This is a genomic window from Steroidobacter gossypii (assembly GCF_016801985.1).
GTDB classification, from domain to species: domain Bacteria; phylum Pseudomonadota; class Gammaproteobacteria; order Steroidobacterales; family Steroidobacteraceae; genus Steroidobacter; species Steroidobacter gossypii.
This window is the reverse complement of the sequence record NZ_JAEVLS010000005.1, coordinates 695,016-708,043: the sequence shown is the minus strand read 5'-3', so window position 1 is coordinate 708,043 and position 13,028 is coordinate 695,016. Positions and strand designations below refer to the sequence as shown.

Here is a 13,028-nt window from a genome sequence, read left to right as displayed (position 1 = left end):
GAGTGATGCATGCAGCTGCTGCGATCCGTATTGCTTGGGACTCTGGCCGTGGCGAGCCTGGCTGCGAACGCCGCGACCCCGCCGGTGACGGCGTTCGGCTTGGGCGATGTCGAGTTGTTCGACAGCCCGTTCAAACAGGCCATGGAGCGCAACGCCGAGTACCTGCTCAGTCTCGACGCGGATCGACTGCTGCACAACACGCGCAAATATGCGGGCCTGCAGCCGAAGGGCGAGTTGTACGGCGGCTGGGAGTCGCAAGGGATCGCTGGCCACACGCTCGGTCACTATCTCACTGCCTTGTCGCAGCAATACGCAGCGACCCGCGACCAGCGCTTCAAAGCCCGCATCGATTACATCATCAAGGAGATGGCGGAAGCGCAGCGTGTTTATGGCGATGGATACGTCGGCGCGTTGCCTGCCAAGGAGCTGGCGACCCTGCGTGGCCTGAAACAAGGCAAGATCGACGTGAAGGACGGCTTCTTCTTCCAAGACGGTAGCTGGGTCCCTTGGTACACACAGCACAAGATCCTCGCCGGGTTGAGAGATGCCTGGACCCTGGGCGGGAGCACGCAGGCCAAGCAGGTCACGCTACGTCTGGCCGATTGGGTCAATGATGTCACGGCCGGTCTGAACGAGGAGCAACTGCAAACCATGCTGAGCGTCGAGCATGGCGGCATGCGTGAGGTGCTGTTCGATATCTACGGGCTGACCAAGGACCCGCGCTATCTCCAGACGGCGCAGCGTTTCGAACATCGCGCCATTCTGAATCCGCTGGTCGTCGGGCGTGACGAGCTGCCAGGCAAGCACGCGAACACTCAAATCCCCAAAGTCATCGGCGCGGCGCGCGGCTATGAAGTCGCGAATCAATTGGAAGGTCGTCCGATCGCCGAGAACTTCTGGAAGACAGTCGTTCACAATCATTCCTGGGTGATCGGTGGCAACAGCGAGGGTGAGTTTTTCTTTTCACCGAAAACCGCTTCCGAACATCTGAGCGCCGCGACCGCCGAGACCTGCAACACCTATAACATGCTGCGCCTTACCGAGAGGCTGTTCGGCTGGAAGCAGCAAGTCGAGTACGCGGACTTCCAGGAGCGCGCGCTGTACAACCACATCCTCGCTTCGCAGGAGCCGAAGCAGGGGATGTTCACGTATTTCATGTCGATGAAACCGGGCCACTACAAGACCTACAGCACGCCGCACGATTCGTTCTGGTGCTGCGTCGGCAGCGGCATGGAGAATCACACCAAGTATGGGTCGGGGATTTACTTCCAGGCGTCGGATGCGTTGTATGTGAATCTGTTCATTCCCTCGCGACTGCGTTGGAAGGAGCGGGGGCTCGAGTTGGAGCAGCACACGGATTATCCCCGCAGCAATCGCACGACCTTGAAAGTTACCAAGGCGCCGTCCGGCTCGTTGGCTTTGCGCGTTCGCGTTCCCTCCTGGGCGAGCGCCGATGCCACGCTCACATTGAATGGCAAGGCGCTCGATCTGGATACCAAGCCGGGTTGGTACGCGACAGTGCAGAGGAAATGGAACAAAGGCGACGTGCTCGATGTGACCATCCCCACGTCGGTTCGCACCGAGCCCTTGCATGGCGCTTCGGACCAGTTTGCGTTTGTGTATGGCCCCGTCGTTCTGGCGGGTGACTTGGGCCCGGCGCCGGACGGCCCAACCGTACCGTATGCGAAAGAGCAGGGTGCGAACTTGAAAGCGGAGTCCGTCGCCGTCCCGACTCTCAGTGGCGATCCGGAGCAGCTGGCTGCCAACCTGAGCCGGTTGCCCGGCGAAGCGCTCGCGTTCGGATTGACGACCGCCTCGCCGCGCAAAGAGATAACGCTGCGCCCGTTCCACGAACTGGACTACCAGCGCTACACCGTTTACTGGAAGACCACGCCCGCCGAAAACGCGGAGTGACGTCGAATAGGAGCATTCTTCCCCTCCCGTTCACGGGAGGGGCTTGGGGCCGAATCTAACGAGACTCACTGGCCCTCCTTGACCTCGTCGACCGTCGCCTGTCCCGTCCAGCGACGGTACAGATGCGCCCACGCCATCCCGATGGCCATGATCAGCGCCAGGATCACCAGGCCGATCCAGGTCAGTGCGTTGGTGTCATCCAAGCTGACCCAGCCCCACGACACGATCATCCAGATCAATGCGGCGCAAAGCGCGAATGCCAGCACCATGCCGATCAATCCGATGGATTTGAGCGTCGCCCCCAGGAACACGATCCAGCCGATCAGCAGCAGGATGCCAAGCACGGCTTCCACGGGGGTCACATTCGGAAAACCGTCGGACACCATATGAACATAGGAGTAGCCGCTGGGGTTGAAGGTGAGCAACACCAGCACGAGCGACAGCGACGCCCGCAGCAGAAACCCACCGAAACTCAGATCGTTCACTTTGGCCATCCTCGAGCCGGGAAGAAGCCGCAGTATCTTCGAGGCCGCGATCCCTGTGAAGCTCCGCGGGATTGCTTGCGCTGAGCTCCACGTGCCGACGCCATAGTGGATCGCCCACTGCCCGCCGCTTAAGCCGTCCTGCTTTAGCCACTACGTTCCGCGATAAATGCCGCAGTACGAGGCGCGAAGGTCGTTTGCGCAAGATCGTTCGTTTTGACCTGACAACGATGTCGAAAATTCGCGTTAACGGAGCAAATGCGACATCGCGTGCTTCATAAAATAAACATCGAGAAACGTTTGTCTCGATATCACAAATGGTGGGATGAGGCCCGACCCCTCTAAAGGAATTGCCAGCGGGTCCGCCAAAGCGAGATTGGAATGTTTGAGGAAAAAACAAACATGGGCAAGTTGAATGGTGATCAAGCAGGAAAGTCGTGCTTACTTCAAAGCTCTCGGTGCGCACATCTCCAACTTGCGCAAGGCTCGTGGGCTGACCCAGGCGGAACTGGCGCGAGCCATCGGCGTCTCGCAACAAGCGGTATTTGCATACGAGTTGGGAGAGCGTCGCGTCTCGGTGCTGCTGCTGACCAAGATCGCTCGCGTGTTCTTGATCTCGGTCGAGGAGCTGGTCGGCATGGCGCGGCCGGTTCGCGTTGCCAAGAGCAAGGTGTCGCCACGAGCCATGCGACACGCGGAGCGCTTGCAATCGCTGACCAAAACCCAGCAGCGTTTCGTGATTCGAATCATCGACGTGCTCGAAGAAGGCAACGCTCGCTAGCTCGAGTGGCGCGCGGCGGTGCGCTGTCATGACCGTCGCGCGTAACACCGGGCGAGTGGTCGCCAGCACGATCGCGCCATTGATCGTCAACGTTCGCGGTTACAAGACGATCAAGGATTCGGATCTGGCGGCGTTGTTCGGCATCAGCCTGACGAAGTTCTACGGGAAGGTCGGCCGCAAGTTGTGGCGCTTGCAGCCGGCGGCGTTCTTCAAAATATCCAAGGCGCACGATCGCGGCCGACTGGATCGCCGGCCGGTGCTCGCATTCACCCAAGTCGGAGTCATGCTGGTGGCCGGCATCCTGGGCAGCGATGACGCGTTGGAGCTCGGCATCGACATCGCCCGCGCCATGAAAACCCGGCGCCGCACTTCGCCGCGGAACAAGCGGCCGTCCAAACGCAGCTCGGATGCGAGCAAGGCCGAGCGCTACTACGAGGCCAGAGCTCACATGATGCAGGGTCGCTTGCACGAGCTGCTGAAGAAGATGCGGCGGCATTGATGGCGATTGCGTCAGCGCAGGAACCGGCCGAGCTCTTTGGAGCTGACCAGGGTGTCCAAGAAATCGAACGTGCCCTGGTCTTTGATTTCCAGGGCAGCGCGGTACAGCCCGCTCATGGCAGCCCGGTGCAGCGAGGTGGCCAGGCTGATTCGTCGCACGCCGGCGTCCTGGAGTTCGGCGACGCTGAACGAGCGGCCAGGGATGCCAACCATGAAGTTCACCGGCTTGGTCAGCGACGAGCACACGGCGCGCACGGCTTTCAGGTCCGGAAGGCCGGGGGCGAACAACACATCCGCGCCGGCCTTTTCGAAGGCCTGCAAGCGTTTGATGGTGTCGTCGAGGTCTGGATGGCCGTGCAGAAAGTTTTCGCAACGGGCTGTCAAGGTGAACGGGAAGCTCAATGCCCGGGCAGCTTCGACGGCGGCGGCCACTCGTTCCACCGCCTGCTCGAAGTCATAGATGGGTCGGCTGGCGTCGCCGGTGTGGTCTTCGATGGAACCGCCCGCCACTCCGGCCTGTGCGGCGAGCCGGATGGTCTCGGCGACATCGCGTGGCGAATGGCCGAAGCCGTTCTCGAGATCCGCCGAGACCGGCACATCCACAGCGTCCGAGAGCGCCTTGGCATGGGCAATCGCTTCCTCACGGGTGATTCTGCCGTCTGGTCGGCCCAGCGTGCCGGCCGACGCCGCGCTGGACGTGGCGATCGCCGGGAAGCCGAGCCCGGCCAGCAACTGCGCCGAGCCCGCGTCCCAGGCATTGGCGATGACGAAGGCGCGGGGCTGCTCGTGCAGTGCCCGGAAGGTAACGGCTTTATCTTTTTGAGTGGCAGTCATTGCGACGTCTCCTGGAAAGCGGGAAGACGCCACACTACTCGACAAACCGGTCAACCGCTGTCAGAAAGCTCAGGCTCCCGCCGCCGGAGCGCCGACCGAGCCGGACCGCAATCGTCGATACAACCCGCGCACTCGCATGTAGAGATCGGGGTGACGCGCCAGCCAATGCCGCAGCCGAGGCACGACGCGTAAGTGATAACGCAGCCGTCCACTCAACGGCACGCGTTCGCCGAGGCCTTCTTCGATGGTGTAGATGCAGGGATTGCAGGTGCCACAGGGCTGGCCGTGTCGCGGCTTGTGGCAAAACCAGGTCATTCGCATCAAATCTTCGAAGCCGCCGGCCCGCGCCTCGGCCTGCATCTGCCGTTTGGTCATATCGAACAGCGGAAAGCGGAACGATTTGAACAGCTCATATCGGCAGTCCCCGGCGAAGCGGGGATCGAGTCGATCGCGGCTCGGGCCGATCAACTCGGCAAGCAGCTCCCGAGCCTTGTCGTCCCGGTGGATCGACAGCTCCATGCCTTCGATGCCGTGCTGGCGGCAATAACGCGCCAGCCATTCGTATTGACCGCCGATGAAGCCGATGGCGAGGCAACGCTCGTAGTAACGCATGGTCTCGGTGTCGGCGTCGATGTCCGCGAGTCGGCATTCGACGGTGTCGGCCAATCTGACAGCTGCCTCGGGATGGCGTTTCAACAGCGTCTGCCGGATGGCTCGCATCGCTTCGCGCTCGGCGGGCACCGCCGGCCGATAATGCAGGCTGTCTATGACATAGTAAGGCTGGACTTCGCGTTGCTCACGGAGCAGCAGCGAGAGCAGCCGAAAGGTGGAATCCCAGCCTCCGGTCCACAGCAGCGGCGTCGGTGCAGCCATGTGCGTCCTCGCGCAAAAGGGCTTCGCTGCCCTCGAAAAGTTTACGGCCAACCCCGGCCGTGATCCTCGTGGAATATCGAAACTCGAAGCATGACGAACCAACGGCACGCATCGTTCCCTCGGTATATAAAAAACCGCTGTCGATACCGCACGACAGTTTGCATCTGGCCACGCAGCGGCCGCAGCATCCGTTACACTTCGCCCGGCAAAAGTCCCACGGGCCCGTGCGAACCTAAGTGATGAATAAACCCCTCGAAGCTGCGCGAGAACCAGCCGTAGAAATCCGCTTTGGCCAGGTGGGTCTGGCGCAGGTGCGCATTCGCACCACCGACGCCGGCGCCATTCTCGACGAGCTCACCGGCCGCGTCGCCGCCGCTCCCCACTTTTTCGAACGGACCGCCGTGTGCTTGGACCTGAGCGCGCTCGAGAAAGAACCGTCGACCAGTGACATGCGCGATGTTTTCGACGCCGTTCGCCGGGCCGGAATGCTGACGGTTGGACTGGCGCATGGAACCGCGGCCGTGGACGCGCTGGCTCGTACGCTCGAAGTGCCGGTGCTCACGCAGTTCCGCGTACAAGGCAAAGCCTCGCCGGTGCCGACCGTAAAAGAACCGGCGCCGCCACCGAAGGCTCCCGCGCCACCGCCGGAACCGGCCGTTCTGCATACACCCTCATTGATGCAGCATCAGCCGGTTCGCTCCGGGCAACAGGTTTATGCGCGCCACTCGGATCTGGTCGTGACATCGACGGTGGGCGCCGGCGCCGAAGTGATCGCCGACGGTTGTGTACATATCTATGGAACGCTGCGCGGTCGCGCCGTGGCTGGAGCCCGGGGCGAAGTCACCGCGCGCGTGTTCTGCCAGGAATTCCATGCCGAGCTGATCTCCATCGCCGGTGTGTTCCGGGTGTTCGAGACCTTGCCGCCAGAGCTTGCCGGCAAGCCCGTGCAAGCCTGGCTGGACGGCGACGATCTGCGCTTCGCTCGCATCGGTGGCTGAAGTGCGCTCGCAGCCGGTCCCAACCCTCGAATCCAAAACTTCCACTTCCCACTTCAATTTTCCGGGAGACTGCCACTTTGGCTGAAATCATCGTTGTGACATCCGGCAAGGGTGGCGTCGGCAAGACGACCACGTCCGCCAGCGTCGCATGCGGCTTGGCCCGCCGAGGCAAAAAGGTCGCCGTCATCGATTTCGATATCGGCTTGCGCAACCTCGACCTGATCATGGGCTGCGAGCGGCGCGTGGTTTACGACTTCGTCAACGTCATCCAAGGCGACTGCACGCTCAAGCAGGCGCTGATCAAGGACAAGCGCATCGACTCGCTGTTCGTACTGGCGGCCTCGCAGACGCGCGATAAAGAAGCGCTGTCGATGGAAGGCGTGCGCAAGGTGTTCGACGAGCTGATCGCAGACGGCTTCGAGTACATCATTTGCGATTCGCCCGCCGGCATCGAAAAAGGCGCGCACCTGGCGATGTACTACGCCGATCGCGCCATCGTGGTGGTGAATCCCGAAGTGTCCTCGGTGCGCGATTCCGATCGCATCCTTGGCCTGCTCTCCAGCAAAACGCAGAAAGCCGAGAAGGGCGACGGCAAGGTGCAGGAGCACCTGCTGCTGACCCGCTACAGCCCGCGCCGGGTCGCCACCGGCGAGATGATGAGCGTCGGAGACGTGAAAGAGATTCTCGGGCTGGACGTGATCGGGGTCATCCCGGAGTCGCCGGATGTGCTGTCGGCTTCCAACGCCGGCACGCCGGTGATCCTGAACGAGCAGAGCGACGTGTCCAAGGCATACGAGGACTCGGTCGCGCGCCTGTTGGGTGACACCTTGCCCCTGCGGTTCCTCGACGAACCCAAGAAGGGCTTCCTGGCCCGCATGTTCGGAGGTTGAGAATGGGATTGCTCGCATTTTTTCGCCGCGCCCAGCCGACCGCCAACGTCGCCAAGGAGCGGTTGCGCATCATCGTCGCGCAGGAACGCACCACCCGGGGTGGGCCCGATTACTTGCCGACCTTGCGGCGTGAGCTGCTGGAGGTCATCCGCAAGTACATCAACGTCGATCCGGACGCCGTGCAGATGAACCTGGAAAAAGAGGATGGACACGAGGTGCTGGAGTTCACCGTGGCGCTGCCGGAGAAGAGCAAGGCCTGAAGGACCGTGACTTCAGGGATCGGGCAGGACGCCCGATCCACGTCGGAGTGGGACAGGCTGCGCTCGGCTCGCGTGCCGCAGACGCTCCTCTTTATATAAAGCGAACTCTTCGCTCCGGGCCCGCGCCAGGCTCGGCCGCTGCAGGAATGCGCTCGAAATAGGCCCGCACCGCCGGCCATGGCTACAGAGGCGACTGCACGTAGCCGCCATCGAACTACCTGAGCTACACTCTTAACCGTTCCACCAGGCAGCGATGTTCTGACGTGACCGCCCACCGTTTCATCGGAATTCAAATTCGCCGCCCGGCATCTGCGGATGCCGGGGTGTCGATGCGAATGGCGAATTCAGGTGAAGCGGAGGCGATCGATCATGCAAGTCGGCAATGCTGCAGCTCTGCGGCTCAAAGCGGTGGTGGAAGCGGACCCGGGCTCCCTGGTCCGGGTGCTGCAATTCTTCCAGGCGCGTAATCTCATCCCGCGCAGCGTCGCGAGCGAGCGGCTCGGCGACGAATATCTTCAGATCCAGATCGAGCTCGACCCGGCGGAACTGGCCGCGGACGGCTTTCGCGTGGTCGTTTCCAAGATCAACGAGCTGCCCATCGTGCTGGCGGCTGTGGCCTGCGAATAAACCCTCCTGACTGAACGCACCGGCCCGGTCGTCGGGCTGTCACGCCTGTTGTGCCTGCCGCGGCCGACCCGTGTCGGAATCCGTCATACTGCTTCGTCCTTGAATCACGAAGGAGCCAAACATGCTGTATGCGGTCATTTGCTACAACTCCGAAGCCGTCGTCGGCGCCTGGTCCAAAGAAAAGGACGAGGCGGTGATGCAACACCACCAGGGCGTCATGGCCAAGTTCGCCGCCAAAGGCAAGCTCGGACCCGTGGCGCGCCTCATGCCCACCACCACGGCGACGACCGTCCGTAGCGGCCGTGAAATGATGGTGCTGGACGGCCCGTTTGCGGAGACCAAGGAGCAGATGCTCGGCTTCTATCTGTTCGATTGTGAAACGCTGGAGGAAGTCATCACAGCGGCGCGTGAGCTGGTTCACGAGCCGGGCTGCGTGGAGATTCGTCCGGTGATGTATTACCACCCCGGTGTGCCGGGCTTGGCGGGCGAAGCGGCGAGCGGTCAATGAGCGACCACCATGACTGATCTGGGTTGGATAGATGCAGCGATGACGTCGGCGCGGCCCCAGGCCGTGGCCGCACTGCTGCGCTACTTCCGAAATCTGGAGACGGCGGAGGAGGCCTTTCAGGAAGCGTGCCTCCGCGCTTTGCAGAAGTGGCCGGTCAACGGACCGCCGCGCGATCCCGCGGCGTGGTTGATCCTGGTGGGGCGCAATTTCGCGCTCGACGAGGCTCGTCGACGCAGCAAGCAGCAGGCATTGCCGGATGAGGAAATCCTCTCCGACACCGACGATGCCGAGACTGCCATGGCCGACCGACTGGACAGCGAAGACTACCGCGACGACGTGCTACGGCTGTTGTTCGTCTGCTGTCATCCCGATCTCCCCGCGAATCAGCAGATCGCCCTGGCGTTGCGCATCGTATCGGGGCTGTCGGTGCAGGAGATCGCCCGCGCGTTCCTGGTCGGCGAGTCGGCGATGGAACAACGGATCACTCGCGCCAAGCGGCGTGTGTCGCAAGCGGATGTGCCGTTCGAAACTCCGGGCGCGGTGGAGCGGGCAGAGCGCCTGTCCACTGTCGCCGCGATGATCTACCTGCTGTTCAACGAAGGGTACTCGGCGAGCGGCGGCGAGTTGCACATTCGTGAGCCGCTGTGCGAGGAGGCGATACGGCTCGCTCGCTTGCTGCTGCGTTTATTTCGCGGCGATCCCGAGATCATGGGGCTCAATGCGCTGCTGTTGTTGCAGCACGCGCGTGCGCCGGCGCGGCTCGATGCCAATCAAAACATTGTGCTGATGGAAGATCAGGATCGGCGTTTGTGGCGGCGGGAGATGATTGCGGAAGCTTTCGCGCTGCTCGACAAGGCCGTCCGGTTGCAACAGCCGGGCCCGTACCAGATTCAAGCAGCGATCGCGGCCGTGCATGCGCGTGCGCCGCGAGCGGAGGATACGAACTGGCACGAGATCGACCGCTTGTATGCGCTGTTGGAAACGGTCCAGCCTTCGCCGGTTGTGACCTTGAACCGCGCGGTGGCGGTCATGAAATGCGATGGACCGGCCAAAGCACTGGAGATGATCGAGCCGCTGGCATCGGCATTGTCGGGCTACTTCCATTTCCATGGACTGCGCGGCGGGCTGTTGATGCAGCTCAACCGCAACGATGAAGCGCGTGTTTCGTTCGACAAGGCGATTTCACTGGCCAACACCGCGGCGGAGGCGGCGCACATTCGCACGCACTTGGACAAGCTGATGGAAGAGGGAAAGAAACGCAAGCACTAGCTCGAGGTGCGCGCCGCCTTCGGGTCGACATACGCGATCTGCTGGCCGCGCAGGTCATAGGCTCGCTCGTTCACGTCGTCGCCAAACAAATCCTGCGGCTCGATCTTCAGCTTCTCACGCAAGCGTTGCATGACTCGATCGTGCGACTCGACCTCGCCGCTGGCCAGGATGTGCGCGACCGGCTCGCCGCGCCTGACCAGTTCGCGAGCGACCAGTATCGTGCGGTGACAATCCAGTGGATCCTTCTCGGCGCACATGATGACCACCGTGTGCGTTTCGGCGGCGGAGAGCAGCCGTTCAATGCCCTGTCGGAACAGATCGCTCGCCGCCAACTTGCGGTAGCTGACCCGGCCATCCTCATAGCACGCCCGATCCTTGCTACGCGCGCCGAGCTCCTCGCCTAGAAACAAATACTCGATGCCGTGCTCGGCCAGCGCGGCCGTCAGCGCATCGCGCCGGAACTGTGGGTTGAACCGGCTGTAAGGCGTTGATCGCACGTCAGCCAGCAGCGTCACCCCCGGCCCTTGCAACAGGGCGAGGAAATGCCCCAGCGGATGATTGGAGTGGCCTACCGTGTAGATCATCGTCGGCGCTCGAAGATATTCCGGCCCCATTGTCGAAATCGCCGCCGCCCGCTCGTCCTTGGAGCATCAACCCCGGACAGCCAGCGGAGCCGTGTCATGAAGAATAACCGAATCGTATCCCGAGACGAGTGGCTGGCAGCTCGCAAGCAGCTGCTGCAAAAGGAAAAGGAGCTGACTTACCTGCGCGATCGGCTGAGCGCCGAGCGGCGCCGCCTGCCGTGGGTGCGGATCGACAAGCCGTACGTGTTCGAGGGCTCGCAGGGTCGGCGCGCGTTGGCCGAGCTGTTCGACGGCTACAGTCAGTTGATGACATATCACTTCATGCTGGGGCCCGGCTGGAAGGAAGGCTGCCCGAGCTGTTCGTTCCTCGCCGACCATATCGATAGCGCCATGATTCATCTCAAACAGCGCGATGTGAAAGTCATGGCCGTGTCACGCGCGCCATATGCGCAGATCGCGCCGTTCCGACGTCGCATGGGCTGGCAGTTCGACTGGGTGTCCTCGCACGGCAGCGACTTCAATTACGACTTCCAGGCCTCGCACACACCGGAGGAGGTTGCCAACAACACGGCGACTTACAACTACGGCCTGCTGGAGTATCCGACCGAGGAATCGCACGGTATCAGCGTCTTCTACAAGGACGCTGCCGGCGAGGTTTTCCATACGTATTCGAGTTATGCGCGGGGTGTGGAACAGCTCGCCAATACATACAACTTTCTGGATATCGCCCCGCGAGGTCGTGACGAAGACGAATTCGAGTTCCCCATGGCCTGGGTCCGGCATCACGACCGGTACGAAGAGAGTAGCGCCCCTGCCAACGTGCCACACGAGGAGACCGTCTGATGTGCCCCGCATGTTTCGCCGCGGCCGCGTGGGTTGCCGCAGGAGCCGGTTCTGCCGGCGGTTTGACGGCGTTCGTCCTCACTCGCCGTCGATCGCGCCGGCTGCTCAAAGCAGAGCAGGCGCGGGCCGGCCTGGTGGCCGCGGACGCTGAGCCGGCTCAGGGCGCGAGGTTTCGGGACGGTCACATGCCAACTTGCGGCACTTCTTGACTCTACTTTTATGAAGCCCGCCAGCGGTGCGGGTACAGTGTCGGCCTGCATTCATGACGGGGATGGGCCGAATGATCGATTCAGGAAAGCTCAAGGTGGTCGCCGCCATGACGCTTGCTGGCGCGCTTGCCGCGTGCAGCCAGGCCGAGTCGCCTGCCGCCGGGTTGGCGCCGGCGGCAACTTCCAGCTCCATCGAGTTGACGGCCGGCATCCAGGACATCATGCACGACATGATCGAGCCATCGGCGGAGTTCCTGTGGGAATCGGTCGGCGTCACCGAGACCGCCGAGGGCGTCGAGGAGAAACAGCCGCGAACCGATGAAGAGTGGGCCGAGCTTCGCAGGCACTCCATCATCATCGCCGAGTCCGCCAATCTCATTCTGATGAACGGACGTCACGTGGTGCGTGAAGGTAAGCTACTCGACGATCACGGCACGCCCGGCAATCTCACCGCGGAGCAAGTCGAGCAGGCTATCGCTGCCGACCGCGCCACCTTCGAGAGCTTCGGCCGGGCGCTGCACGAAGTGGGCGTGACTTTTCTCAAGGCGGCCGAGAAACGCGATACCAAGGCCATCATGGACGCCGGCGAAACCATGGATGAGGTGTGCGAGGGCTGCCACCTCAAGTTCTGGTATCCCGGCCAGAAGATCCCGGCGTTTCCCGATCAGGCGCCCGAGTGACCTTTGGCGGTACGGCCTACTTGAATCGCCCGATCCAGGTCTCGAACTCGTTCAGCGCCGTCGCGAGGAGTTTGCGCGTGTCTTCATTGACGAGCTTGCCGCCGCCGTCGAACAGCTCGCCGGCATTGGGCAGATAGAGCTCGGGCAACGGCATCACCGGTACGCCGATGACGGACAGCCCCAGCCGCAACTGCTGATGGGCCGCCATGGCGCCGAGCTTGCCGGGCGTCAGTGACATGATCAGCGCCGGCCTGCCTTTCCATACGCTCTCCTTTATCGGCCGCGAGCCCACGTCGATGGCATTCTTCAGCGCGCCCGGCAGGCCGCGATTGTATTCGGGCGTGATGAACACAATCGCGTCGCAGCTCTTCACCTGATCGCGAAAGCTCACCCATTGGGTCGGCGGGGTAGCCGTTTCCAGATCCTGGTTGTAGAGCGGCAATTCGCCGATGCCGATCTCGCTCATCTTGAACGACTGCGGCGCAAGCTCGCACACCGCCTGCGACAACAATCGCGTGTACGCGCCTTTGCGCAGGCTGCCGACGATGTATCCGATGTTTTTCATACGGAGCTCCCCAGTAAGGTTTGCTCATCTTAGGCTCGAAGCGCGTCGCCCTGCCATCCGTGCCTGCGTCGGTGGCCGGTGCATGGATGGACGCCAACTGAGTCAGTCATACTGCCGGCGCATGCTTGGCCCAACATCGCAACGTCCTTCGCTGACCCGGCAAATTCTGCGCAGTTTGTTCGTGCTGCGGCCGGCGCCGCCTGGAAGATGGCT

At 62.4% G+C, this 13,028-nt stretch carries 16 protein-coding genes; 11 read left to right on the top strand and 5 right to left on the bottom strand.

Features of this window, described 5'->3' with window-relative positions:
• Window positions 1–9: 9 nt before the first annotated feature.
• Window positions 10–1,914 (top strand): glycoside hydrolase family 127 protein, encoded by a 1,905-nt coding sequence (locus JM946_RS23495; RefSeq protein ID WP_203169809.1) that lies wholly within the window; start codon window positions 10–12, stop codon window positions 1,912–1,914.
• Window positions 1,915–1,979: 65 nt separating this feature from the next.
• Here JM946_RS23495 and JM946_RS23490 read toward each other — a convergent pair whose 3' ends face one another.
• Entirely contained in the window at window positions 1,980–2,399 is a 420-nt protein-coding gene (locus JM946_RS23490) for a DUF6524 family protein (RefSeq protein WP_203169808.1), read from the bottom strand.
• 412 nt (window positions 2,400–2,811) lie between these two features.
• On the opposite strand from JM946_RS23490, the gene JM946_RS23485 reads away from it, so the two are divergent.
• Window positions 2,812–3,177, top strand: coding sequence for a helix-turn-helix transcriptional regulator (locus tag JM946_RS23485; RefSeq protein WP_203169807.1), 366 nt, complete (start codon window positions 2,812–2,814; stop codon window positions 3,175–3,177).
• 28 nt (window positions 3,178–3,205) lie between these two features.
• Complete coding sequence (locus JM946_RS23480; RefSeq protein ID WP_203169806.1) at window positions 3,206–3,676, top strand: hypothetical protein; 471 nt, start codon at window positions 3,206–3,208, stop codon at window positions 3,674–3,676.
• An 11-nt stretch (window positions 3,677–3,687) separates the two neighbouring features.
• Here JM946_RS23480 and JM946_RS23475 read toward each other — a convergent pair whose 3' ends face one another.
• Together JM946_RS23475 and JM946_RS23470 are read right to left on the bottom strand one after the other, a co-directional pair.
• Window positions 3,688–4,509, bottom strand: a complete 822-nt coding sequence (locus JM946_RS23475; protein WP_218043077.1) for an isocitrate lyase/PEP mutase family protein — start codon at window positions 4,507–4,509, stop codon at window positions 3,688–3,690.
• A gap of 69 nt (window positions 4,510–4,578) precedes the next feature.
• Entirely contained in the window at window positions 4,579–5,382 is an 804-nt protein-coding gene (locus JM946_RS23470; protein ID WP_203169804.1) for a hypothetical protein, read from the bottom strand.
• Between the two features lie 239 nt (window positions 5,383–5,621).
• Between JM946_RS23470 and minC the strand changes: the two genes are divergently transcribed.
• The 6 genes from minC to JM946_RS23440 all read left to right on the top strand — a co-directional run bounded on the left by minC (window position 5,622) and on the right by JM946_RS23440 (window position 9,934).
• Window positions 5,622–6,380, top strand: coding sequence for a septum site-determining protein MinC (minC, locus tag JM946_RS23465; protein ID WP_203169803.1), 759 nt, complete (start codon window positions 5,622–5,624; stop codon window positions 6,378–6,380).
• Between the two features lie 77 nt (window positions 6,381–6,457).
• Complete coding sequence (minD, locus tag JM946_RS23460; RefSeq protein ID WP_203169802.1) at window positions 6,458–7,270, top strand: septum site-determining protein MinD; 813 nt, start codon at window positions 6,458–6,460, stop codon at window positions 7,268–7,270.
• A gap of 2 nt (window positions 7,271–7,272) precedes the next feature.
• A complete protein-coding gene (minE, locus tag JM946_RS23455; protein WP_203169801.1) occupies window positions 7,273–7,530 on the top strand; it encodes a cell division topological specificity factor MinE in 258 nt (85 codons plus the stop codon).
• Between the two features lie 369 nt (window positions 7,531–7,899).
• Window positions 7,900–8,157, top strand: coding sequence for a hypothetical protein (locus JM946_RS23450; protein WP_203169800.1), 258 nt, complete (start codon window positions 7,900–7,902; stop codon window positions 8,155–8,157).
• Window positions 8,158–8,278: 121 nt separating this feature from the next.
• Window positions 8,279–8,665, top strand: coding sequence for a YciI family protein (locus JM946_RS23445; RefSeq protein WP_203169799.1), 387 nt, complete (start codon window positions 8,279–8,281; stop codon window positions 8,663–8,665).
• Between the two features lie 9 nt (window positions 8,666–8,674).
• The gene (locus tag JM946_RS23440; protein WP_203169798.1) at window positions 8,675–9,934 is read left to right on the top strand and encodes an RNA polymerase sigma factor; all 1,260 of its coding nucleotides are present in this window, start codon (window positions 8,675–8,677) and stop codon (window positions 9,932–9,934) included.
• Here the strand turns inward: JM946_RS23440 and JM946_RS23435 are convergent.
• Window positions 9,931–10,518, bottom strand: a complete 588-nt coding sequence (locus JM946_RS23435) for a DUF488 domain-containing protein (RefSeq protein ID WP_203169797.1) — start codon at window positions 10,516–10,518, stop codon at window positions 9,931–9,933. The two genes, JM946_RS23440 and JM946_RS23435, sit on opposite strands and share 4 nt — an antisense overlap.
• Before the next feature lie 96 nt (window positions 10,519–10,614).
• On the opposite strand from JM946_RS23435, the gene JM946_RS23430 reads away from it, so the two are divergent.
• Both JM946_RS23430 and JM946_RS23425 read left to right on the top strand, forming a co-directional pair.
• Window positions 10,615–11,361, top strand: a complete 747-nt coding sequence (locus JM946_RS23430) for a DUF899 domain-containing protein (RefSeq protein ID WP_203169796.1) — start codon at window positions 10,615–10,617, stop codon at window positions 11,359–11,361.
• A 280-nt stretch (window positions 11,362–11,641) separates the two neighbouring features.
• Window positions 11,642–12,250 carry a hypothetical protein gene (locus JM946_RS23425; RefSeq protein ID WP_203169795.1) on the top strand — a complete coding sequence of 203 codons (609 nt, stop codon included), beginning with the start codon at window positions 11,642–11,644 and terminating at the stop codon, window positions 12,248–12,250.
• Window positions 12,251–12,266: 16 nt separating this feature from the next.
• On the opposite strand, the gene JM946_RS23420 is transcribed toward JM946_RS23425, so the two are convergent.
• On the bottom strand, window positions 12,267–12,815 hold the full coding sequence (locus JM946_RS23420; protein ID WP_203169794.1) for an NADPH-dependent FMN reductase: 549 nt from the start codon (window positions 12,813–12,815) through the stop codon (window positions 12,267–12,269).
• Window positions 12,816–13,028 lie beyond the last annotated feature (213 nt).

Excerpts from the sequence above, each read along its gene's own strand:
- JM946_RS23430 (WP_203169796.1), top strand. The coding sequence starts at position 10,615 with ATGAAGAATAACCGAATCGTATCCCGAGACGAGTGGCTGGCAGCTCGC.
- JM946_RS23495 (WP_203169809.1), top strand. The coding sequence starts at position 10 with ATGCAGCTGCTGCGATCCGTATTGCTTGGGACTCTGGCCGTGGCGAGC.
- minC (WP_203169803.1), top strand. The coding sequence starts at position 5,622 with ATGAATAAACCCCTCGAAGCTGCGCGAGAACCAGCCGTAGAAATCCGC.
- JM946_RS23435 (WP_203169797.1), bottom strand. The coding sequence starts at position 10,518 with ATGATCTACACGGTAGGCCACTCCAATCATCCGCTGGGGCATTTCCTC.
- JM946_RS23450 (WP_203169800.1), top strand. The coding sequence starts at position 7,900 with ATGCAAGTCGGCAATGCTGCAGCTCTGCGGCTCAAAGCGGTGGTGGAA.
- JM946_RS23485 (WP_203169807.1), top strand. The coding sequence starts at position 2,812 with ATGGTGATCAAGCAGGAAAGTCGTGCTTACTTCAAAGCTCTCGGTGCG.
- JM946_RS23440 (WP_203169798.1), top strand. The coding sequence starts at position 8,675 with ATGACTGATCTGGGTTGGATAGATGCAGCGATGACGTCGGCGCGGCCC.
- JM946_RS23480 (WP_203169806.1), top strand. The coding sequence starts at position 3,206 with ATGACCGTCGCGCGTAACACCGGGCGAGTGGTCGCCAGCACGATCGCG.
- JM946_RS23470 (WP_203169804.1), bottom strand. The coding sequence starts at position 5,382 with ATGGCTGCACCGACGCCGCTGCTGTGGACCGGAGGCTGGGATTCCACC.
- minE (WP_203169801.1), top strand. The coding sequence starts at position 7,273 with ATGGGATTGCTCGCATTTTTTCGCCGCGCCCAGCCGACCGCCAACGTC.
- JM946_RS23425 (WP_203169795.1), top strand. The coding sequence starts at position 11,642 with ATGATCGATTCAGGAAAGCTCAAGGTGGTCGCCGCCATGACGCTTGCT.
- JM946_RS23420 (WP_203169794.1), bottom strand. The coding sequence starts at position 12,815 with ATGAAAAACATCGGATACATCGTCGGCAGCCTGCGCAAAGGCGCGTAC.
- JM946_RS23445 (WP_203169799.1), top strand. The coding sequence starts at position 8,279 with ATGCTGTATGCGGTCATTTGCTACAACTCCGAAGCCGTCGTCGGCGCC.
- JM946_RS23475 (WP_218043077.1), bottom strand. The coding sequence starts at position 4,509 with ATGACTGCCACTCAAAAAGATAAAGCCGTTACCTTCCGGGCACTGCAC.